This window comes from Pseudonocardia tropica, assembly GCF_040105315.1.
In the GTDB taxonomy this organism is placed as follows: Bacteria; Actinomycetota; Actinomycetes; order Mycobacteriales; family Pseudonocardiaceae; genus Pseudonocardia; species Pseudonocardia alni.
Map to the genome: position 1 here is coordinate 1 of NZ_JBEDNP010000029.1, position 20,526 is coordinate 20,526.

Annotated in this window: 21 protein-coding genes and 1 pseudogene; 9 read left to right on the forward strand and 13 right to left on the reverse strand. The window is 73.6% G+C overall.

The window, feature by feature from the left end; genetic code table 11:
* The first annotated feature begins 349 nt into the window (after positions 1–349).
* Positions 350–1,309 carry an AfsR/SARP family transcriptional regulator gene (locus tag WHI96_RS25950; RefSeq protein WP_345650986.1) on the forward strand — a complete coding sequence of 320 codons (960 nt, stop codon included), beginning with the start codon at positions 350–352 and terminating at the stop codon, positions 1,307–1,309.
* A gap of 37 nt (positions 1,310–1,346) precedes the next feature.
* Positions 1,347–1,550, forward strand: coding sequence for a hypothetical protein (locus WHI96_RS25955; protein ID WP_345650989.1), 204 nt, complete (start codon positions 1,347–1,349; stop codon positions 1,548–1,550).
* Positions 1,551–1,760: 210 nt separating this feature from the next.
* On the opposite strand, the gene WHI96_RS25960 is transcribed toward WHI96_RS25955, so the two are convergent.
* The 5 genes and pseudogenes from WHI96_RS25960 to WHI96_RS25975 form a co-directional block, all read right to left on the reverse strand.
* The gene (locus WHI96_RS25960; RefSeq protein ID WP_345650992.1) at positions 1,761–2,753 is read right to left on the reverse strand and encodes a hypothetical protein; all 993 of its coding nucleotides are present in this window, start codon (positions 2,751–2,753) and stop codon (positions 1,761–1,763) included.
* 35 nt (positions 2,754–2,788) lie between these two features.
* On the reverse strand, positions 2,789–3,778 hold the full coding sequence (locus WHI96_RS25965) for a trypsin-like serine peptidase (RefSeq protein ID WP_345650995.1): 990 nt from the start codon (positions 3,776–3,778) through the stop codon (positions 2,789–2,791).
* Between the two features lie 313 nt (positions 3,779–4,091).
* Positions 4,092–4,268, reverse strand: coding sequence for a hypothetical protein (locus WHI96_RS25970; protein WP_345650998.1), 177 nt, complete (start codon positions 4,266–4,268; stop codon positions 4,092–4,094).
* Between the two features lie 24 nt (positions 4,269–4,292).
* Positions 4,293–4,355: pseudogene (locus tag WHI96_RS27985) on the reverse strand (hypothetical protein); the annotation flags it as partial.
* 6 nt (positions 4,356–4,361) lie between these two features.
* Positions 4,362–5,099: an RNA polymerase sigma factor gene (locus WHI96_RS25975; RefSeq protein WP_345651001.1), complete on the reverse strand. Its 738-nt coding sequence runs from the start codon at positions 5,097–5,099 to the stop codon at positions 4,362–4,364.
* Between the two features lie 153 nt (positions 5,100–5,252).
* Here WHI96_RS25975 and WHI96_RS25980 point away from each other — a divergent pair, with 153 nt between their 5' ends.
* The gene (locus WHI96_RS25980; RefSeq protein ID WP_345651003.1) at positions 5,253–5,726 is read left to right on the forward strand and encodes a DUF2703 domain-containing protein; all 474 of its coding nucleotides are present in this window, start codon (positions 5,253–5,255) and stop codon (positions 5,724–5,726) included.
* Positions 5,727–6,082: 356 nt separating this feature from the next.
* Here the strand turns inward: WHI96_RS25980 and WHI96_RS25985 are convergent, their stop codons facing one another.
* From WHI96_RS25985 to WHI96_RS26000, 4 genes are all read right to left on the reverse strand, one after another.
* A complete protein-coding gene (locus WHI96_RS25985) occupies positions 6,083–6,526 on the reverse strand; it encodes a hypothetical protein (protein WP_345651006.1) in 444 nt (147 codons plus the stop codon).
* A gap of 68 nt (positions 6,527–6,594) precedes the next feature.
* On the reverse strand, positions 6,595–7,806 hold the full coding sequence (locus WHI96_RS25990; RefSeq protein WP_345651008.1) for a phosphotransferase: 1,212 nt from the start codon (positions 7,804–7,806) through the stop codon (positions 6,595–6,597).
* Entirely contained in the window at positions 7,803–8,114 is a 312-nt protein-coding gene (locus tag WHI96_RS25995) for a hypothetical protein (protein WP_345651011.1), read from the reverse strand. The genes WHI96_RS25990 and WHI96_RS25995 overlap by 4 nt, the downstream gene beginning before the upstream one ends.
* Positions 8,111–8,803, reverse strand: coding sequence for a maleylpyruvate isomerase family mycothiol-dependent enzyme (locus WHI96_RS26000; protein WP_345651013.1), 693 nt, complete (start codon positions 8,801–8,803; stop codon positions 8,111–8,113). The genes WHI96_RS25995 and WHI96_RS26000 overlap by 4 nt, the downstream gene beginning before the upstream one ends.
* A 73-nt stretch (positions 8,804–8,876) precedes the next feature.
* Between WHI96_RS26000 and WHI96_RS26005 the strand changes: the two genes are divergently transcribed.
* Positions 8,877–9,353, forward strand: coding sequence for a MarR family winged helix-turn-helix transcriptional regulator (locus tag WHI96_RS26005; RefSeq protein ID WP_345651016.1), 477 nt, complete (start codon positions 8,877–8,879; stop codon positions 9,351–9,353).
* Between the two features lie 33 nt (positions 9,354–9,386).
* Here the strand turns inward: WHI96_RS26005 and WHI96_RS26010 are convergent, their stop codons facing one another.
* A complete protein-coding gene (locus WHI96_RS26010; protein WP_345651018.1) occupies positions 9,387–12,755 on the reverse strand; it encodes an ATP-binding protein in 3,369 nt (1,122 codons plus the stop codon).
* Between the two features lie 104 nt (positions 12,756–12,859).
* Here WHI96_RS26010 and WHI96_RS26015 point away from each other — a divergent pair, with 104 nt between their 5' ends.
* The gene (locus WHI96_RS26015; protein WP_345651021.1) at positions 12,860–13,558 is read left to right on the forward strand and encodes a hemerythrin domain-containing protein; all 699 of its coding nucleotides are present in this window, start codon (positions 12,860–12,862) and stop codon (positions 13,556–13,558) included.
* Between the two features lie 52 nt (positions 13,559–13,610).
* Here WHI96_RS26015 and WHI96_RS26020 read toward each other — a convergent pair whose 3' ends face one another.
* Genes WHI96_RS26020 through WHI96_RS26030 form a run of 3 tightly spaced genes read right to left on the reverse strand, consistent with a single transcriptional unit; the run spans position 13,611 to position 16,058 of the window.
* A complete protein-coding gene (locus WHI96_RS26020) occupies positions 13,611–14,213 on the reverse strand; it encodes an L-2-amino-thiazoline-4-carboxylic acid hydrolase (protein WP_345651023.1) in 603 nt (200 codons plus the stop codon).
* Positions 14,210–15,070: an alpha/beta fold hydrolase gene (locus WHI96_RS26025; protein WP_345651026.1), complete on the reverse strand. Its 861-nt coding sequence runs from the start codon at positions 15,068–15,070 to the stop codon at positions 14,210–14,212. Before WHI96_RS26025 ends, WHI96_RS26020 begins: the two co-directional genes overlap by 4 nt.
* A 25-nt stretch (positions 15,071–15,095) precedes the next feature.
* On the reverse strand, positions 15,096–16,058 hold the full coding sequence (locus tag WHI96_RS26030; RefSeq protein ID WP_345651029.1) for an SDR family oxidoreductase: 963 nt from the start codon (positions 16,056–16,058) through the stop codon (positions 15,096–15,098).
* Between the two features lie 285 nt (positions 16,059–16,343).
* Here WHI96_RS26030 and WHI96_RS26035 point away from each other — a divergent pair, with 285 nt between their 5' ends.
* The 4 genes from WHI96_RS26035 (at position 16,344) to WHI96_RS26050 (ending at position 20,343) form a co-directional block, all read left to right on the forward strand.
* Entirely contained in the window at positions 16,344–16,619 is a 276-nt protein-coding gene (locus WHI96_RS26035; RefSeq protein ID WP_345651032.1) for a hypothetical protein, read from the forward strand.
* On the forward strand, positions 16,604–18,739 hold the full coding sequence (locus tag WHI96_RS26040; protein ID WP_345651034.1) for an ATP-binding protein: 2,136 nt from the start codon (positions 16,604–16,606) through the stop codon (positions 18,737–18,739). Before WHI96_RS26035 ends, WHI96_RS26040 begins: the two co-directional genes overlap by 16 nt.
* 92 nt (positions 18,740–18,831) lie before the next feature.
* A complete protein-coding gene (locus WHI96_RS26045) occupies positions 18,832–19,233 on the forward strand; it encodes a nuclear transport factor 2 family protein (protein ID WP_345651036.1) in 402 nt (133 codons plus the stop codon).
* 834 nt (positions 19,234–20,067) lie between these two features.
* Entirely contained in the window at positions 20,068–20,343 is a 276-nt protein-coding gene (locus WHI96_RS26050) for a hypothetical protein (protein ID WP_345651039.1), read from the forward strand.
* Positions 20,344–20,526: the final 183 nt, after the last annotated feature.

Below are 20,526 nucleotides of genomic sequence, written 5' to 3' on the forward strand. Positions count from 1 at the left end.
CACCCTCCGCCCGATGTAGACGACGGATCTCGGCCCAGTCCTCCACCGACAACACCCCCTCAGCGTCGTCCAGAAGGGGTCAATCCCAATCCGACGTCAGGGGGTCAGTCTCAGCCCGTCGTCGACACGGACATGCTGCGTTACACATCATTGACGATTTTCCTCCCGGCCCGGGCCAGCAGAATAGGCACCGACCTCATCGAGTGTCGTCCGTGGACCCGGTGCACCTGGCCCCGTGCCGTCCTCGTCGCTGGTCCTACCGGCCCGGTTCCGCTGCGAACATCGGGGGCCACCCACGGCGTGGCGGCCCACCGAATCACACAAGGGGGCTGCCGACACGATGTCCCAGATGCAGATCGAGTTGCTCGGGAACCTGCGCGTGCGACCGACCGCTGCCGTGCGCTGCACCGAGTCGAGCAAAGCATCCGAGCTGCTGTGCTACCTGTTGGTGCACCGCGACCGGCCACGCAACCGCGAGCAGCTGACGTCTCTGCTGTGGCCCGAGGGGGCACCGGACCGCACCCGGAAGTACTTTCGTCAGGCGTTGTGGCAGCTTCGGGCCGTCGACGACGACGGCGCGGAGCCGCTACGACTGGTCACGGCGGAGGGAGCGTGGGTGCGGGTCAACCCCGCCATGGACCTGGATCTGGACCTGGACCATTTCGAGGATGCCTACGCCCGGTGCGGCAACCCGGCTGGCCCCGAGCTCGACCGCGACAGTGCCACCGTCCTCGGCGACGCCGTGCGGATCTACCGGGGCGACCTGCTCGAGGGTTGGTATCAGGAGTGGTGCGTGCCCGAGCGGGAGCGTCTCAGGGCCATGTACCTGACCATGCTCGACCGCCTGATGCTGCACTGCATGACTCACGGCGACTATCAGGCGGGAGAGGCCTACGGCCAACGCAGCCTGCGGCACGACCACGCTCGGGAACGGACACACCGCAGGCTGATGGAGCTCTACCGGTCGGCGGGAGAGCACGGGGCCGCACTGCGCCAGTTTCGTCTCTGCCACGACGTGCTGCAGGACGAGCTCGGCGTGCCGCCCTCCAGGGCGACGGTCGCGCTGTACGAGCAGCTGCGCCGCGAGTCGGGCATGTCCTCCCCGACCCTCCCTCCTGCCGACGACGGGGTCAGGGGCGGGAACGCGGACCTGAAGTCGGTGTCGGACCTGCTGGAACGCCTGCGGAACGTGCGCGGAGCGCTCGCCGACATCGAGCATCAGGTGACGCGTGACATTCGCAAGATCGAGATTCTGATGGGTCACACCAGCGTCGCCCGCCCGGCACCACCCCGCCGGCCGGAGCCATGAACCCGACCCCTATCGAACTGTGCCAGAGGAGACGACCATGAACCGGAACGCGACGACCATCGCTGCCGTGGTGGCGTTCGTACTGTTCGCCGGCATCTACCTTGGTGTAGCCGCTGCGAACGACGGAATCACCGTCGTGCAGTGGATCGTCGCCCTGATCGGCGGGCTGGTGCTCGCCGCGGTAGCCGCGGCCCTCGCGGCTGCGATCGGTCGCCGCCGCTCGGGTGGGGGTCGAAGCTGACCCCGCCGCCCGGTGAGTGAGTCGAGACGATGCGACGCCGGGTGCTTCACCGGCGCCCCCACACAGGTCCACCGTCGTGGTGCTCGACGCAGTCTCAGCCCTGCTCACATTGACGCTCGCCGGTCGGTCGTGCGTTCGAGCACCAGCGCGACACCATCGAGGCGCGCCACCCTCAGCAGTCTCGGCACGGTCGAAGCCACTCGGGGCGAGTTAATGACCGCCGGCCACCGCGTCCCCGATCGGGCCGGCGACGTCGGGGTCTGAGAGGTAGTCGCCGATAGAGTGTGGATCCGAGGGATTGAAGGTCCGCTCGTCGCGGATCCGCTCATCGCCCTGTGTGAATCGGGGAGCAAGCGGATGTACGAGCGCGACGACGTCGAGTACGTCGAAGGCGTTGAGCCACCACGTAGTCTCCCGGCCGGGTGTACCCGGGTGCGGGGAGATGGCCGGGGGAACCGGCCTGTCCGGCGTGCCCTCGGGCGCGCCGAACAGGTTTCGGCGAACGACCTGGTACCCCAGCGGCGACCCGACGGTGACCAGTAGCCGCAACTGGATGTCGGCGACAAACTCCGCGCAGAGGTCATAGGCGACCACCGACCCCAGGCTGTGACCAACGATCACAAGGTCCTGGTGGCCGTCACCGACCGCACGCTCGATCTCGTGCCGCGCCTTGTCCAGCACGGCTTGGCGCATCGCGTCGTCCTCGAGATAGTAGGCGACATCGCGCAGGAATCGCTCGATGATCCACTCAGGAGTGCCGGTCTTGTCCGCGAGGAACTGCAGGGCCTCTCGGACGATCTTGCCTTTGAGCAGGTCTGAGATACCGGCCTCGCGGCCGTCGGCCACGGCCTCCTCCCCGGCGAGTAGCTCGTCCAGCGCGCCCGGGTCGGTACGGGCCATCCGGCGTCTCGCGCTAAAGCCGAGCTCGGCCGCCGCGTCCAGCGTCATGTCCTGGGCGGCGCGGAACGCCGCGGGCTGGACGGGGGCCGACTCCAAATCGGGAGAGTTGCCGCCGGCTGCCTCGTGCGCGGCAATCATGTCGGCCAGCAGGTTGCCGTAGAACGGGAAGTAGACGTCCTGCTCGGCGATCGGGCCCCGCCCGGCAAGGACGAGGCCTTTCGCCAGCCCGGCCAGCCACGCCCGCTTCTTGCCGTCGACGTGGGCACGGACCGCCTCGTCGGACCGGCCCAGCTCAGGAGGCATCTCCTGACTCCGTCCGTGAACGAGTAGCACTGCGGTCATCGGTTGCCTCCGATCCTCAGAAGTTCCTCGACCAGGGCGTGTGCCTCCCGACCGGCGTCCTCGCCGAGAGTCCGCGCCTGGACGTCGGCGACGATGGCCGAGATACGTACTCCCTTGTTCGCCACCCACACCCGCCGGGACTCCGACGTGGCGGGTGTGACGACCCGCCCGTCGACGTCGATCTGCTCGCCCCGGTCGTTGCGAGCCGATTCGGCGCTGCGATGGAGCGCGACCAGCTCCCACGCGTCGCTGAGCACCGGGGCACCGGATGAGCCCGGCTCACTGTCGGTCTCGTAGGTCAGGTAGCGGTCGTCGTCGACGCCGATGAGCAAATTGTTCCTAACCGCGATCTCGCGGGGGCGACCGTCCGGGTGCTGGATGATGTTCACCGGGTGTCCGCTGAGAATCTTGCCCGTCGCTGCCCGCATCGGGATCCCCCCGAACACTTTCCCCGGAGCCTTACCGCCCACCAGCGGGGACACCGCGACCAGGGTGTAGTCGAGCTCGGACTCCGGGCTGGTCACGAAGCACCGGCCGGGATCCAGCGCCACCTCCTGTGAGCGGGAGATGCGACTGCGCCCGTCCTCGACGTACCGGAAGGTCACCACGCTGCCCTCAGCCACGACAGGATCAGCCAGAACATGGTTGTTGGTGAGCAACAGCCATGGCGACACCAGGAAGCCGGTGCCCTTCTCTCGCGCGGTCAGGATCCTGGCCACGGCGTCACACCGCTTCGCGCCGTCGGTCAGCCAGCGGCTGGGCAGAAAGTCCGCCGCCGCAAACACCCGTTCCAGCGCCTCATCGATCTGGCGCTCGGTCGGCTCACTCGGCAGCTCGATGCCGTGCCGCTCGGCGTAGCTGATCTTGCGATCGGGGCTCTCGCGGCGCCACGCGAGTTCCGGTGCAGCCCGAACCGCGTTGCGCCTGTCCTGTGGTCGTTGGATCCGGCGCGGCGGATCCTGGGGGCGGGCGTCGATCCGCGGCATCTGATATCCCTTCGCCAGAGGGGTTTACACTGCAGGTCTCGCACCCGGCGACCGGACTGTTACTGGTTGACACAGCCGAGCCCGCGTCGCATAGCCCGATGGCGTTGCGACGGCGTCGGCGCCGCAACGCTCGGGTGCGCGAACACTCCGGCACTGGCGTCGCAGGTCCTGGCCGCGCTCAATACCCGGACAATCGTCGTCCCCGGCACCGCCGCGTTCGCCCGCGTCATCGCCGGGGTCGCCACCGCGATGCGCGACGTCCACACCGAGCGGGACGACCTGGCCGGGTGCAGGCGTCGAGGACCACCGCTAGTTAGAGGAAGCCCTCCCAGGTCCGCAGGTAGGAAATGTTGGCGACCCACAGCTGGTCCGGTGCCTCGGCGACGAACTGGCGCTTGACCAGGTCCGGGACGACCGCGCCGGCGACGATGCGGCTGCGTTTCGTGCCGTGGCGACGTCGGTGGATGCCCTCGATGCCCGCGACGGTCATCAGCCGGGCGACCCTCTTCGGGTTTCAGACCTGGCCGCGGTCACGAATCTCGGCAGTCAACCGGCGGGCGCCGTAGGTGCGGCGGTGCTCGGCTCAGGCGTCGTGCAGTTCGTTCGCGGCGTGCGCGTCATCGAGGTCGATCTCGGAGATCACAGGCCGGCCGCGACCGATCCAGTCGTAGAACGCTGAGGTGCTGACTGCAGGACCCGGCACAGGAGACGGACGGGGTAGGTGGTCTTCTCCGCGGCGATGAACCCGTAGACCTGCTCTCGGGTCACCGGTCTGTCTCCCGGGCGAAGAAGACCGCGGCTTTTCGCAAGACCTCTTTCTCGAACTCCAGCTCCGCGAGCCGGCGGCGCAGTCGGGCGAGCTTGGCGCGTTCCTCCCCCGCTGACCGCGGCCGGGCCATCGCGGCGTTGCCTGCGCAACGCTTCGACCCAGTTCCGTAGGGTCTCGTGGTTGGCAGCTCGCGAACGACTCCTGGGCGGGCGGCTCCTCCGGCTCGTCGGCGGGGAGGTCCCGGCCGTCCGCGGTGCCGTCGACGGTGCCGTCGACGAGCCGGGGCCGGACGGCGGTCCTGCGGTGGTGGTCGATGATCGCGGTGCGGGCGATGCGGTACATCCAGGCGTCGAGGGCGAGCTCGTCGTGCAGGCCGGGCGCGGCCCGGTAGAGCCGCAACAGGGCGTCCTGGGTGATGTCCTCGGCGTCCTGGCGGTGGCGGACCCTGGCCCGCACGAACGCGCCGACCGCGGCGGCGACGGCCCCGGCGTCGGTGTAGCAGCGGCACTGTTCGGGGCTCGCGCGGCCACAGCAGCCCTGGTCTCCCGCCATTCCGACCTCCTCGTGGCCCGACCGGACCCGACCCGGTACGTCGCGGGCAGCGTGCCGGTCCCGGGCACCGCGGACCAGGGCCGTGAGTCCTTCCGGTGGGCGCGAGCGTCCTCATCCGGCGACGGAACGACGAACCGACCGGAGGAGGACTCCATGACCACCACCACCGAACCGACCGAGGTCCTGCTCGAGGTGCTCTACCTCGACGCACGGACGTGCTCGCCGTGCCGGGCGACACTGGGCGCGGTCGACGAGGCCGCGGCCGAGCTGGGCCGGCACCTGGAGGAGACGGGCCGCAGGCTCACCGTCCGCACGATCCACGTGACCGACCCGCAGCAGGCCGAGGAGCTCGGCTTCGTCAGCTCACCGACCGTCCGGGTCGACGGCACCGACATCGAGCTCGACCTCCGTGAACAGCCCTGCGGGACCTGCAGCGCGCTCGCCGGCGAGCAGGTCGAGTGCCGCACGTTCGCCTGGCGGGGCGAGCGCCACCCGTCCCCGCCCGCCGAGATGATCGTGTCCCGCATCCTCGACCACCTCGACGGGACTCTGCCCGCCGCGACCGGCCCGCGGGCCTCCGGCGCGAGCAGCGTCGGACGGTTCCTCACCGCGCGCGCGGTGCCGTGAGGCCGGCGGGGACGCGCGGTGGTGGGCCACGGTGGCGGCGATCCCGTCGTCGTAGGGCGTGGCCCGCCCGCCGAACCGCCGCAGGAAGTCCGACCCGTCGACGACGAACGGCATCTCGAAACTGGTAGGTCATCCCGGGCCCGATTGGCGCCGGCGGCCACACCGGCCCCCAGGGCGCGGCCGAGCCTGCTGCCGATCCGGTGGGTCGCCGTCGTCGCCCTCTCCGAGGGTGGCCAGAGTGCGGGCGAAGTCGTCGCCCCAGGTCGTACCGCCGCTGGCACCGACGACCACGTGCCTCCCGCCCGTCACCGCGGGCTCCGGCGGCACACCGGGGTTCCCGGCACCGTCGACAGGGGTCAGGACCGGGCCGGGACGGCCGTGACCGGGGCGGCGTCGACCGTCCGATCCACCCGTGCGGACGGTCCGACGAGCCGTGCTCCGGCGATCCGCGCGACGCCGCAGCACACGACGACGAGCAGCAGCGCCGTGAACCAGACGCCCTCGAGCCAGTCCCAGACCTCGAGCGGTCGGGCGGCGTAGACCGTCGGCCAGTACACGAACGGCGCCTGCACGAAGATCGCGGCGTTCGCGACGACGGCGGTCCACCAGACCCACCGGCGGTCGGTGAGCAGCGCGAGGCTCAGCGCGAGCATTGCGCCGTAGACGACGACCGACAGGACGGTGAACTGGTCGATCGCCAACCCGGTCCCCTGCTGGGACCGGTAGACCTGGAGTGCGGCGGACATGGTGTAGGCGGCGACGCCGGCGACTGCGGCGACACGGCTCAGTGAGTTCGTCATGGCCCGACGGTCGCCCCCGGGCCTTGTGCCCGTCTTGCGGACGGCTTGCCCGCCGGGTCGGCCCGGCGTCAGCGCATACCGGGTACTCCCCCGGTGGCCCGCAGGAGACCGAGCACGAACCGGGTCGTGGCGGCCAGGCCCCGGAGGCGTGCACGAAGTTCCGGTCCCTCTCCCACGCTGCGCAGCGCGTCGGGGATCGCGGGGACGGCGTGGAACACGGTCATCGCGACGGCGTGGGCCCGTGCCACCTCGGCGAGCGGGATCGTGCAGCCCTCGTCCCTCAGGCCCCGGACGTAGGCCGGGAGGCACACCCGTTCCAGCCCGGCGAGCTGGCCCGCGGGCCGCAGGCCCAGCTGGACCTCGCCGACCAGGAGCTGGCCGAGGTCGAACCCGACGGGTGCGGTGCCCCAGAACCCGAAGTCGACCAGCACGACGTCCTCGGACCGCGCGTCGAGCAGGAGGTTGTCGGTGCACGCGTCGCCGTGGGCTGTCAGCCGCGGGCGGGACTCCAGCTCCTCCACCAGGGCGGGCAGGGCGGCGGCTGCACCGAGGACGCCGCGCCGCAGCCGCTCGTCCACGGTCTCGGCCACGAGCGGGTGCCGCCAGAGGTCCCCGTCGGTGAGCTCGGGGACGACGACGGCATCCAACCAGTGCTCGGCGTACCCCCGCGGGGTGCGGCCGACCGGGACGGCCGCGGCGATCGGCGCGACGGACGGGGAGGCCGCGAGCCGGCCCAGCAGCCGGGCGGCGCGCCGGTGGCGCACCAGGTCCCACCGCTCCCGGCGCACCGGCACGTGCTCGAGCCAGACCGCCGCCGACTCGTCGTCGAGGTCGGCGACGTGGTGGACGCGGGGCAGGCGGAGCCCGGGAGGCAGGCGCCGGCCGAGGTCACCGCGGTAGACGTCCGGCTCGGTCCGCCAAGGCAGCAGCGACGCCAGGGTCGAGCGCAGCGGCTCGGGCACCGCCGCGGACAGCGGCGACCTGCGCCAGGACCGGACGACCTTGACGAACAACGCGTAGTCCCGGGTCCGGCCCGCGTCGTCGACGGCCGAGCCGGACACGAGGTGGCGGCTCGCCGTCGTGAGAGCCGGCCGGTCGTAGGGATGAGACCGCAGCCGGACGGTGAGCAGGCGCGCCCTCCGGCAGCCCGTCCGGTCCGCGACCATCGCCGTGAGCCGGGGCAGCGGCTCCGGGCCCAGCCCCAGCTCGGACAGTCCGGCGGCGGTCGAGGGGTCGAGCACGTCGGCCCGGGCGCCGGTCCCGGCTCCGATGGTTCTCACATCGCCACGTCCCCGGCCGGGACGACGATGCCCCGCACGGTGAACTCCTGCGGAGGAGGTGGCTGCGGTCCGGGCCCGTCACCGCCCAGCCCGGCGAGGATCGGCCCGACCAGCTCACGGTCCGCGCGCTCGCAGGCGGCCCGGTCGGTCCACACCTCCACCACCTGGAAGCCGGTCCCGGTCTCGCGGCACACGTGGAGGACGAGCCCGTCGACCTGTCCCCCGGTGCGGCGCAGCAGCTCCGCGTGGACCGCGTCGTAGACCTCGACGGGGGCGGGCACGTCCCGCACGTGGGCGTACCAGGTCATGACCGCTCCCCACCGGACGGCCTGCCGCTCGCGTCGACCGTGCCCGCCGGCCCGGCCCCCGGCGGGAACGTGGCGCCGAGCGCGGCGACCCCGGGGCCGGACAGGTCGGCCAGCGCGGCGGGCCTGCCCGTCACGAGCAGCAGCAACGCCGAGATCGGCCCCTCCACCCGGACCCCGTCACCCGCGCGCCATCCCACGTCCGTTGCCACCAGCTCGACGCCGTGCAGCCTGCGCTGCGCCCGGAACGGGAACGACCGGTTCCAGACGTGGTCGGTCGCCGCCGCGGCCGCGTCGACCGGCATCGGGTGGGTCCGTCCGAGCGCGCGGGCGATGTCCTGGCCGTGACACAGGACGTCGACCATCGGCTCGCGCGGGGTGACGAACGGCGCGGTGCGCCGGGAGCCGACCATCGCCCGCAGCCGGGGCGCGAACTGCTCGACGGGCAGCCGGGCGTGGCGGACCGCGGTGTCCCGGATCATCCGGTCGAAGCCCCCGCCGGCGCGGACGAGCGAGACGGTCGCGGAGAGCAGGCCCGTGTGGGCCAGGGTCAGGTGCGCGGCGACCTCGCGGACCGACCAGGCCGAGCACAGCGACGGCGCGTCCCACTCGGCGTCCGAGAGATCGTCCAGCAGGTCCGCCAGCCGGCCGCGCTCGTCGTCGATCGCGCGCCACACGAGTTCGGTGTCCATGGTGTGCCTCTTCGGTTCGACTATCGTACTATAGTGATTCGACTATCGAACTGATGTCAAGGGGGAACGGCTCATGCCGTACGCGGCTGACGACGAGACGGCGGACGACGCGGGCGACGACGGGCCGCTCACCATCGGCCTGCTCTGCTTCATCGTCGCCCGGGCCATGGAGGACCGGGTCCTCGCCGACCTCGCGGCCGCGGGGTTCGACGACATCACCGTCGCCCAGGCGCGCGTGATGGCCCGGGTCGGCGCGAAGGGCACCCGGTCCACCGAGCTCGCCGAACAGGCGCGCGTCACGAAGCAGACCGTCACGTTCCTGGTCGACCAGCTCGAACGCGCCGGGTACGTCCGGCGGGTGCCGGACCCGGTCGACGCCCGTGCGCGGCTGGTGGTCTTCGCCGAACGGGGCCTCGCGGCCCAGGAGGTGGCACGCCGGACGGAGGTGGTCGTCGAGCAGGAGTGGACGCGCCATCTCGGCAGGCGGGCGACCGGGCAGCTGCACCGGACCCTCTCCCGGCTCCGCGAGATCACCGACCCCTACCTGTGACCGCCGGGCGCGGACGGGCCCGACGCGCGTGGTTCAGAACCCGCCGCGCCCGCGGTGGCCGCTCAGCCAATCCAGGTAGGCGGGCAGGCGCCATCGCCGCGCCAGCGACTCCGCGACGACGGCGTGGGCCCGTGCGGCGTCGAGGTCCCCCAGCGTCGCCAGGGCCAGGGCGAGGTAGCCGTCCACCGGTCCGATCACCGCGGCGACCCCGGTGACCGCCATCCGCCCGGTGTAGGGCGCGAGGATGCGACGCGACCGCTCGGCCGACGCCCGGTCGCCGAGCGCGTACGCGGCCTCCGCCTCCCAGCAGAACGAGGTCAACGTCTGCCAGGTCGGCGCGGGCTCGGAGTAGGGGCGTTCGGCGGCGTGCTCGCGCAGCTCGTCGTGCATGCCGGCGCGGGCGAGCATCCCGTGGATGCTGCCCCAGCTCAGGGGCTCGTCGGCGGTCCCGGCCAGCAACATCGGCAGGATCGTGGGCAGCGTCGGTTCCCACACCTGGGTGAGCACCTGCGCGGCGGCCGGGAGGAGCTCGTTCGCGGGGACGGCGACGTCTCCCGAGGTCTCCTGCAGCCGGGCGAGCCGGCGCCCGGCCGCGACACGATCCCGGCGCATCACGGCCAACGACAGCTCGATCATGTCGATGGTCAGCAGCACGTACGGTAGCCGGTCGCGCTCGGCGATCTCCTCGGCCCGCGCCCGGTACTGGTCCCACCCGTCCGGGCCGTCCAGCTCGAGACGGTCGGTCGCGACGCCGACCAGGGCCACCGCCTCCGCCGCGGGATCACCCGCCGCGCGGGCGGCGTCGACGCCCTCGCAGGCGTACCGGAGCCGGTCGGGTGTCCACTCCGGGGCCCAGGACGCGACCCACGCGGCGCGCAGGGCCCAGGCCAGCAGCGCCGGGTCGTCGACGCTGCGGGCCATCGCCAGCCCGGTCTCGACGAGCGCGCGCCGCTCGGCCGTCGCGTCGCCGTCGTAGTAGAGCTCGACGGCCAGTGCGAGCTGCAGCCGGGCGCGGCTCGCCCGGTCGTCGTCGGCCGCGTGGCGCAGCGCCCAGCGCAGGTCGTCGACGACATCGGCGAACACCTCGAGCCAGATGTGTGGCGTCCACACCGCGTACTGGCTGATCGTCGTGGCCGCGATGGCGACCCGGTCCGGCCTGCCCATCGCCCGGCCCAGGGCGATCGCCTCGAACGCGGCGTCGACGACCTCGGTCCACCGGGCCGCGTGGGCCGCGTCCCGGGCGACGGTGAGCAGCAACGCGAACCGTTCCTCGTCCCCGGCTCCGGCGCGACGGGACGCCGCGACGGCCTCCCGGCCCATGCGGGCCGCCTCGCGGTAGTCGGCCAGCTCGCGCGCCTGCGCGGCCGCGGCCGCCGCGGCCCGCCAGGCCCGGGCGGCATGGGTGGGCCCCGCGGCGAGCCAGTGCAGGGCCAGGTCCGCGACGCGCTCACGCAGCGGTAGCAGACGCGCCAGCACGTCGTCGGTGTCCAGGGCGTGCGCCACCCGCGCGTGCCGGCGGGCCCGGCGCGACGGCGGCAGCGTCAGGTGCACGGCGTCGCGGGCCAGGGCGTGGCTGAACGCCATCCGGTCACCGTGGTCGAGCACCAGACCCGCCGCGACGGCGACGTCCAGGTCGTCGGCGACGTCGTCGGGATCGGCGTCGGCGGCCGCCGCGACCGTCTCGGCGAGGAACGTCCGCCCGGCCACCGCCGCCGTGCGCAGCGTGTCCTGTGCCCGGGTAGGCAGCTGTTCCAGTCGCCGGGTCACGACGTCGCGCACCGTGGCCGGGACGTCGCCCGCGTGGTCGGCGCCGAGCCGGGCCAGCTCGACCAGGAAGAACGGGTTGCCCTCCGCACGGCGGTGCCAGGAGTCGACGACGGGGGCCGGCACGTCGGACCGGCCGATCGCGTCAAGGAGACGGGCGGTCCCGACGCGGTCCAGGCCTCCCAGGTCGAGCCGCGTGGCGTGCCGGCGCGCGAACGCCTCGGCGACATGGGCCAACGTGCCGGCCGGCTCCGGATGCGGCCGTCGGGTACCCACGACGCACACCCGGCTCGGGGGCAGCGTCGCAAGGAGGTGGGCGAGAGCGCGCAGCGTCGCGTCGTCGGCCCAGTGCAGGTCGTCGAGCACGACCAGCACCGGCGCCGAACCGGCGGCGTCGAGCACCGCGGCCGCGATCCGTTCGCGGACCGCGAACGCCGCCCGGCCGGGGCCGTCGGTGTCGGTGTCGGCGGGGGTGGGCAGCTCGTGGCCGAGGTCGTGCAGCACGGCCAGCCAGGGCCACAGCGGCGGGGCGCCGTCGTCCTGCGAGCACCGTCCGACGCCGACCGCGAACCCGGCGGACCGGGCGGTGTCGACGAGGTCCTCGACGAGCCTGCTCTTGCCGATCCCGGCCTCGCCGACGACGTGCGCGGCCGTCGGGACGCCCGCCGCCGCGTCGGTGAGCAGGCCGTGCAGCAGCGCGCGCTCGCCGTCCCGGCCGACCGGGGCATCCGGACGCACCGGCGCCGGGCGCTCCGAGACCTCCTCCGGTCGGCGCTCCCCGGCGGCCACCGCGGTCACCGGCGTCGGGAGCGCGGGCTCCAGCCACGCCGCCTGGTGGAGGATCCCCTGCTCCAACGCCCGCAGCTCGGCGCCCGGGTCGAGCCCGAGCTCGTCGGCCAGCAGCTCCCGGACCCGGCGCAACGCGTCCAGCGCCTCGCCCTGACGCCCGGCGCGGGCCAGGGCCAGCGCGTGCAGCGCCCAGAGTCGTTCGCGCAGCGGGTGCGCCGCGGTCACGGTCTCGGTCGCGGACAGCACGCCGACGTGCTCGCCCAGCGTCAGCAGCCCGAGGAGGCGGGCCTCCTCGGCCGCGGTCCGCAGCCGGTCGAGACCGGCCCGCGCCGCGCAGACGTCAGGGTGCTCCGGCAGGTCCGCGTAGGGCGTCCCGGACCACGTTCCCAGCGCCGTGTCCAGGCAGTCGACGAGCCGGACGGCCCGGTCGCGCTCCGGCCATCCGCCGGTCCCGCCGCCGTCGAACTGCGACGCCAGCGGCGCCAGCTCCCGCTCGGCCGCCGCCACGCCGTCGGCGAAGGCGTGCGTGTCCACGTCGGCGGCCGCGACCCGCAGCACGTACCCGTGGTCGGTGGTCTCCACGACCGAACCGGCCCCGCGGGCGGCACGGTCGGGCTCGAGCGCCGTCCGGATCCCGGACAGGTAGGCGTGCAGTGCGCCGTGCGCGGCGCGCGGCGGCTCCCCCGCCCACACCAGGTCGGCCATCCGGTCGGCTGGCACCGGACGGCCGGGGACGAGCGCGAGTGCCGCCAGCACGGCCCGCGGCTTGCGGGAACCCAGGTCCACCGGGCACCCGGCCCCGCCGTCGGGCCGTACCGCGCGCGTCGCGCCGAGGACGCAGATCCGCACCCGTCCACGCTAGGGCGAAACACCCCAAGACGGACCGAAGCTCAACACAAGTGGGGATCGCGATCCTCGTTCCGACCAGGGACACCCCCCGAACGGAGCTCACGATGACCACCACCCAGGTTCTCCTCCCCGGCCAGACGTTCGTCGCCGAGGGACCGCACGACCAGACCGGCATGTACCTGATGCACCACGCGTTCCGCCGGGACCTCGCCCGGTTCGAGAGCGCCGTGCGCAACACCCCGGTCGGCGACGACGGCGTGTGGCGGGCCCTCGCGGCCCGCTGGGACCGGTTCGCCGAGGTGCTGCACCACCACCACACGATCGAGGACACGGCGATCTGGCCGGTGCTGCTCGACGGCGTGCGGGGCGATACGGAGGACACCGCGACGCTGCACGCCATGGAGGCCGAGCACGCACACGTCGACCCGGCCCTGGCCGCGTGCCGCGACGCGTTCGCCGCCATGGCCTCGCACCCGTGCGACGACCACCGCAACGCACTCGACGTGCACGTCACCGCCGTGCGGACGTTGCTGGCCGACCACCTGCGCCACGAGGAGACCGAGGCACTGCCGATGGTGCAGCGCGTGATGACCGACGAGCAGTTCGCCGCGTCGGAGGCGGCCACGGCGCAGGGCTACCCGACCCGGATGGTACCGTTCCTCGTCCCGTGGGTGTGCGACGAGGTGCCCGGCGTTGTGGCGACGAGGTTCCTGGCTCAGGCCGGCGCGGTGTACGCGCTACTGCTGCGGGTGCTGCGCCGCGGGTACGCCCGACGGGAGAAGCGGGCGTTCCGGTACGCCTGACCCGCACGCGGAACGGCCGGCCGGTGTCCACCGGCCGGCCGTTCTCGTGTTCTCAGCGGGGCGGGCGGAGCAGGAAGTCGCAGCACGACGCCCCACCGGCCATGGTGCCGGTCCGCTCGAACCGGACCGAGCGCGGCATGGCGGCGTAGGCGAGCCGGTCCCCGTGACAGAAGACGGGGGTGAGCTCGGCGGCGCCGTGGTGGCGCAGCACGTCCAGGTAGAGGCACCCGGTGAAGTCGAACGCCAGGCCCCACTCGTCGTCGCGGCGCCAGGTGACGGCGAAGCCCGGGGCCGGAAACAGCCGCGGCACCAGGCGCCGGTTGAGCCGGCGCACCGCCGCGAATCCGGGCCCGAGCCGGTCCAGCAGCGCGACCGCGCCCAGGACCGGGCGCATCTGCGCCGCGACGAGGTCCTGCACCTCGGCTCGGGCCCGCGCCGGGTCACCGAGCTCGCCCGAGAGCACCTGGTAGGCGGCCAGCGCCGGAGTGATCGACTGGCGGACGTGGAAGCGCGACGTCCGGTCCGGTGGATCGGGACGGGCGGCGAGGATCCGCCGGTACTCGTCGTCGACGGCGCGGGCCAGCCGCGTGCCGGCGTCGCCGTGCCGCGCGGTCAGGGCGCGCCGCCACCATCTCCGTCGCGGGAGCCGGCTCACCGCGTCGCTCCCGCGGCGCCGTCGGATCGGCGGGCTCCGGTCGCGGAGCCCTCCCGCAGGAACTCGAGGACGGCCGTCTCGAAGGCGCGGGGCCGCTGCTTGACGACGGCGTGGCCGCCCCCGCGCAGCAGGCACAGTGGCGCCCCGGGGATCAGCCGGGCCGTCCCGGTGATGTTGTCCGCCCCGTAGAACGGGTCGTTCTCGCCGCCGACGACGAGCGTGGGGGCCGCGATCCGGCCGAGCGACCCGGCCACGTCGAGGTGGACGTCCGAGTCGAGCACCGTGGCGAAGTCCGCCCCGCTGCACGGCGTGCCCAGCAGGGACTTTCCGGCCAGCCGCATCACGATCCGGACGACGGCGTCGGGGACCGCGCCCTCCGCCACGTCGACGCCCATGCGTGCGTAGAGCGCCGGCCAGTCCCCGGCCAGCGCGAGGTCGCGCCAGATCCCGGCGACCTCCCGGCCGTGCTCGGCGAGGCGGTGCGCGGTCATCGCCAGCACCAGCCGGTCGACCAGATCGGGGTGGTCGACGGCGAGATGCATCGCGCTCGACCCGCCGCTGGACATCCCCATCACGTGCACGGGGCCGTCGCCGATCTCGGACCGGACCAGCGCGGCGACGTCCTCGCTCATGTCCCGGGCCGAGTATCCGGCGGGCATGTCGGGTCGCCTGCTGGTGAGGTACACCGCGAAGTCGCGGGTCAGCCGGGGCAGGCCCAGCCGGAACCCGAGACGGGTCGTCCGGGTGGGCGGCCGGTGCTCCAGCTCCGATCCGGTGATCACCACCAGCGGCGGGCCGGAGCCGCCGAGCCGGGCGTACGGGACACCGTTGGCGGACCAGCCGACGAACCCGGTCATCGCGGACCTCCTCCTGCCCGGACGCTCAGCGGTCCGACGAGGACGCGAGCCGGTCCCGGCCCGCGGACGGCGCGAGCCCGTGCTCGGCCACGACGCGGCGGACGAACTCGGCGAAGTCGGTCGGCCGCCGCCCGAGCAGCCGCTCGGTGGCCGCGACCTCCGACGGCTTCGTGGCCACCGCGACACCCCGCAGCAGCCGGAACGAGGCGATCCAGTCGTCGCGCCGGTGCCCGCTCAGGTGGGCCCGCAGCGCCGACTCGACGGCGGAGTCGTCGTCGCCGGCGTAGCGGACCGGGATCCCCAGCGCCCGGGACCACTCGGCCGCGCACTCTGGCCCGGTCAGCGACCGCGGCCCGACCACGGGGTAGCAGCCCGACGGGAACCCCGGATCGAGCAGGACCCTCGCGGCAGCCTCGCCGAGGTCGCGCACGTCGACGCGGTTCAGGCCCTTGCGGTGGGCGGTCTGGACGAACTCGCCCGCCCGGATGACGTCGAGCAGCACCTCGTCGGTCTGCATGAAGTTCGTCGGCATCAGCACGACCGGGTCGTTCCGCGACGTCTCGACCATGTGCCCGATAGCGAGCTTGCCGCGGTAGCGGGGCATCATCCGCCCGTAGATCCGGCGCATCAGCCAGGCCTGCGCCCGGGTGCGGCCGGTCACGTGCACGCCGGCGAACACCAGGCGGGCACCGGCGCGTTCACAGCTCGAGACGACGGTGCGGGCGAGCTCGATCTCATCCGCCTCGTGCGGCGAGATCGCGAACACGACCCGGACACCGTCCATCGCGTCCCGCACCGACGCGGGATCGTGCAGGTCCCCGATCTGTATGTCGAGGCCGTCGGTGGTGGCGAGCCCGGCGGGGTCGCGCACCAGGACGCGGGCGCGGGCTCCGCGACGGTGCAGGGCGGCGAGGACCTCGCGGCCGACGAGACCGGTCCCGCCCAGGACGAGGATGTCGGCGGGGCGGTCGGACGGAGATGGGGACACGGCGTTCTCCCGGTGGCGTGTGCGGACCCTGACGAGCGTCACGCTCGCGCGGGGAGGTTGCGACGGTCTTGTGTCCGGCTTGGAACGAACGCTCGGTGTTACTTCGACCAACGTGCAGATGTACGCCCCTTCGCCCGGACCGGGGGTCCGGGCCCCGGAAGGGCACCCCGGGGTCACCGGCTCACACCGAAGGGATCGGACGCCGCCGTCGACCACGACGGCGGACCGGTGCCATCATCGGTGCCGGCCGGGTACGGCGACCCGGCAGGGACGGGTGGGTGACACGTGACCGACGAGGTTGGCGGACCGGGCAGGCCGGACCGGAGGGCGCTCGGCGAGCGGGGCCGCCCGGGCCCCGCGGTCGCGCTCGGCGTCGTCGCGTCCGCGCCTCGCGACGCCGGCGCCGTGCCGCGCCGGGTCGCGGCGCTGCTGGCCCCTCCCCCGGTCGCGGGCCGATGGGCCGTCGCGGTCGGCGCGGGGAAGGCGTTCCTGTCGGTCGTCGCGGCCGCCGAGAGGGTCCGCGACCTGGGTTACCTGCCGGCGCTGTGGTCCACGATCTGAACCCCGGTCCGCCCGCCACCGGGCGCGTCCCGGTCCCGCTGACCCCGATCCTCGGCCGCGAGTCCGAGCTCGCCGCGGCCCGGGACCTGATGCGCGCGCACCGGCTGGTCACCGTCGCCGGGATGGGTGGATGCGGCAAGACTCGGCTGGCCGTCGAGCTCGCCCTCCCGGACCCGGACGCGGTGTTCGTCGATCTCGCACCGCTCACCGACCCCGGTCTGGTGCTGCCGACCGTGGCGCGGTCGCTGGGCCTGCGCGAGGCCGGTGCCACGCCGGTGACGACGACGTTGCTGCGCCATCTCGACGGCCGCCGCGCGCTGCTGCTCCTGGACAACCTCGAACATCTCCTCGACGCCGCGGACCCCGTCGCCGACCTCCTCTCCCGCTGTCCCGGGGTGCAGGTCCTGGCCACCAGCCGCGCGCCGCTGCGGGTCCCCGGGGAACGGGTACTGGCGCTCGCCCCGCTCCCGGTGCCGCGCGACGAGCGCGACACCGCCGCACCGAGCGTGCGGCTGTTCCGGGACCGGGTCGGTGCCACGCCCGATCTCGACGACCCCACGGTGACCGCCGTGTGCCGCGCCCTCGACGGCCTGCCGCTGGCGATCGAGCTCGCTGCCGCGCAGGTGGGGGTTCTTGGGGCGACGGCGGTGCTGGAACGGACCCGGGCCGACAGCGGGCCGGTCCTGCCCCGTCGCGGCGTGCCGGCCCGGCACCGCAGCCTCGACGACACCCTGACCTGGAGTGTCGGGCTGCTCGGCGAGCGCGCACGGCGCCTGTACCGCAGGCTCTCGGTGTTCGCGGACTCCTGGACCGCGGACGCGGCCCGTGCGGTGTGCGGACAGGACGGCGAGGACCCGCTGGCCGCCCTAGCCGAGATCGTGGACCAGTCGCTGGTCGAGTGCGTGCACCGCGGCCCGTCGGTCCGGTACCGGATGCTGCGCCCGGTGCGCGAGCACGCCGCCGCCCTGCTGGACCGGGCCGGCGAGGCCGAGGCGCTGCGCGCGCGGCACGCGGTCTGGTGCCGGGCACTGGCCGCCCGGGTGGGTGCGGTGTCCTCGGGTCACGACGAGCCCTCCGCGCTCGACGCCGCCGCCGCCCAGCTCGACGATCTGCGTGCCGCGCTGGACCGTAGTCCGGCCGCGGACACCGCCGAGGGTCTGCGCACGGCGGCCGATCTCTACTACTTCTGGGACATGCGCGGCTACCTCGGCGAGGGCACCGACCGGCTGACCGGTCTGCTGGACCGCCCGGAGTCGCACATCGATCCCGGCGCCCGGCAGGTTGCGCTGCGCGCATTGGCGCTGTTGCAGACCTGGCGCAACGAGCAGGACCTAGCCCGGACGGCGTTGCGGGAGGCCGCGGAGCTCGCCGAGCGCGCCGGCGACGAGGGCGGCGTGGCCTGGTGCGCGGGCACCCTCGCGATCTCCCACTTCGTCGTCGGCGACATCGACGGCGCCGTGGGGCCCGCCGAGCGGGGCCTGGCCCTGGCCCGCCGGACCGGTGAGCGGATGCCGCTGCTGCGCACCACCTGCGGGCTGGGCCTGCTGCGGTGGACCGAGGGACGGCGGGCCGAGGCCGTCGCGCTGCTCGAGGAGAACGCCGCTCTCGTCGCCCCGTCCTGGTGGGGCAGGGCGAAGGCGACGTGGTTCCTCGGCTGGTTCTCCTATCTCGGCGGGGACCTCGACCCCGCCGCGTCGCGGTTCCGGGACGCCGCCGACGCGTTCGAACGGGTCGGGGACTCCCGCTCGCTGCCGGACTGCTGGGACGGCCTGGGTTGCATCGCCGTCGAGCGGGGCGAGCACGACGAGGCCCTGGAGCTGTTCTCCCGCGCGGACTCCCTGCGCGCGCGAGGCGGGTCCCGGCGCAACCCGTACCTGCGACCGCACTGCGAGCAGGCCGAGCGACGCGCCCGTGAGGCGCGCCCCGGACGGGTCACCCCCCGCGAACGCGAGGTCGCCGGGCTGATCGCCGCCGGTCTAACGAACCGGCAGATCGGCCACCGGCTCGGTATCAGCGAGCGGACCGCGGAGCGTCACGCGGAGAACCTGCGGGCCAAGCTGGGGGTCGGTACGCGCGCCCAGATCGCGGCCTGGGCCGCGGCGGTACCCACGCGGGCCTGACGCCGCCCTGGCGGGAATCACGGATACCGGCGAGACGGCTGCGGGCCGCACCGTGTGCGAGGTCCCGACAACACACCGACAGGAGAATCGCCATGACCACCACGACCAGCCCCGACGTCGCCGTCGTCGAGCGGGGGTACGCCGCGTTCGCCGGCGGCGACGTCCCCGGCCTGCTCGCGCTGCTCGACCCGCACGTCCGCTGGACCGAGGCCGCAGGCAGTGCCTATCCGGGCACCCACATCGGGCACGACGAGGTCGTGGGCGGTCTGTTCGCCCGGCTCGGGCAGGATTGGTCGACGTTCGCGCCGGAGGTCGACGAGCTGGTCGATCTCGGCGGGCGGGTGCTGGCGCTCGGCCGGCTCACCGGCGTGCACCGCGGGACCGGGAAGTCGATGAGCTCCCGCTTCGCCCACCTGTTCACCGTCACCGACGGCCGGGTCACCGCATTCGAGTCCATCAACGACACGGCGTCGGCCCTGTCCGCGATGACCTGACCCGACTCCGTTCCTTCGATACCCGAGAAACAGGGGGGCCGACAAATCACACCGTCCACCTTTTCCTCGATTCTCACGCCGATCGGCAGGCGAACCAGCCGACCGAGCAGCTCGCCCACGGGGCCCGGATAGGACTCCGCGGCGCCGAGCGCGGCCGCACGCAGCTGCATCGCATCCGGGGGGACATCACCGACGATTCGGAGTCACTGCTCACATGTTCTCCCGCAACGCATCCGGAACGAACCCCATGCGGATTCGACACGGAACAGACTGCCCGAGCCCGGCTCACGTCACGACGTCCGTACGGCCGAAGAATCGGCAGAGACTGATGCCGGAAAGAACGGCGGGCCACGACAATCGAGCTTGCGAAGAATCGCGTTCTCGAACAATGGCGGCGCACAGACTGTACGTCGGACGAGATTGTCGGCCGACGAGAGGGTCGGGCGGGCGCTCAGACCGCGGGACCGGTGTCGGCGACGCCGCTGCGTTCCCTCCGGCACGGCCGCCCGCACCTCGTCTACGTCTCGATCGTCAGGGTCGACCGGCAGCGGCGGCACGGACACCGACCGTCCGGGGCGACGGGGACGGACGCCCGCGGCGCCGTCGCGGGCGTCCGGCCAGCGAGCCGGGCGATGCCGCACCCTCTGGGCCTCGGCGCCCCGGAGACGGCCGCACCCTCGCCACCCTGGGCGACGCCGACCTCGGTCGCGTCTGGCACGTCCCGCACCCAGCGCCGACGACCGACTGGAATTCGTCCGGTCGGTGACGCGCCGGGTCGGGACCCGGGTACCCACCTACCGGATCGGTAGTCGGCTCGGCCGTGAGCTCGGCCGTGTGTGGCCCCTCGCACGGACCGGCGCCGACCTCATCTACCAGTTCGAGATGCCCTTCATCGTCGACGGTTCGGCCTTCACACGTCGCTTCGGGGGGCGGCCCACGCCCGACGACGACGGCGTCGGCGAGACTCTCGCCTGGTACACCGCCGGCAGGCCCTCCGCACTCGCCCTCGACCCGCACGGCGCGGCCGACGTGCCGTACCCGCGCGACGGGAACGCGAGCCGGGGACGTCCGAGCTCCGGAGCAGTGCCCTCGACCGCGACCGGGCGGTGACCGGGAGTGGGCACGGGCGGAGTGGCTTTACTTCTATCGGGTTGTAGAAGTAACGTGGCTCTTCCGGAAATGGAGTGCAGGTGAGGGCGTGATCGACCGCGCGGGTGGGGTCGTGTCGCTGCGGTGAGGCGGGCCCCGAGAAGTTGATGATGAAGGTTCCTACACCGAACATCGTCGAACGCC

Coding starts and splice junctions, on each gene's coding strand:
- WHI96_RS25950 (WP_345650986.1), top strand. CDS start 350: ATGCAGATCGAGTTGCTCGGGAACCTGCGCGTGCGACCGACCGCTGCC.
- WHI96_RS25955 (WP_345650989.1), top strand. CDS start 1,347: ATGAACCGGAACGCGACGACCATCGCTGCCGTGGTGGCGTTCGTACTG.
- WHI96_RS25960 (WP_345650992.1), bottom strand. CDS start 2,753: ATGCCTCCTGAGCTGGGCCGGTCCGACGAGGCGGTCCGTGCCCACGTC.
- WHI96_RS25965 (WP_345650995.1), bottom strand. CDS start 3,778: ATGCCGCGGATCGACGCCCGCCCCCAGGATCCGCCGCGCCGGATCCAA.
- WHI96_RS25970 (WP_345650998.1), bottom strand. CDS start 4,268: ATGACCGTCGCGGGCATCGAGGGCATCCACCGACGTCGCCACGGCACG.
- WHI96_RS25975 (WP_345651001.1), bottom strand. CDS start 5,099: ATGGCGGGAGACCAGGGCTGCTGTGGCCGCGCGAGCCCCGAACAGTGC.
- WHI96_RS25980 (WP_345651003.1), top strand. CDS start 5,253: ATGACCACCACCACCGAACCGACCGAGGTCCTGCTCGAGGTGCTCTAC.
- WHI96_RS25985 (WP_345651006.1), bottom strand. CDS start 6,526: ATGACGAACTCACTGAGCCGTGTCGCCGCAGTCGCCGGCGTCGCCGCC.
- WHI96_RS25995 (WP_345651011.1), bottom strand. CDS start 8,114: ATGACCTGGTACGCCCACGTGCGGGACGTGCCCGCCCCCGTCGAGGTC.
- WHI96_RS26000 (WP_345651013.1), bottom strand. CDS start 8,803: ATGGACACCGAACTCGTGTGGCGCGCGATCGACGACGAGCGCGGCCGG.
- WHI96_RS26005 (WP_345651016.1), top strand. CDS start 8,877: ATGCCGTACGCGGCTGACGACGAGACGGCGGACGACGCGGGCGACGAC.
- WHI96_RS26015 (WP_345651021.1), top strand. CDS start 12,860: ATGACCACCACCCAGGTTCTCCTCCCCGGCCAGACGTTCGTCGCCGAG.
- WHI96_RS26025 (WP_345651026.1), bottom strand. CDS start 15,070: ATGACCGGGTTCGTCGGCTGGTCCGCCAACGGTGTCCCGTACGCCCGG.
- WHI96_RS26045 (WP_345651036.1), top strand. CDS start 18,832: ATGACCACCACGACCAGCCCCGACGTCGCCGTCGTCGAGCGGGGGTAC.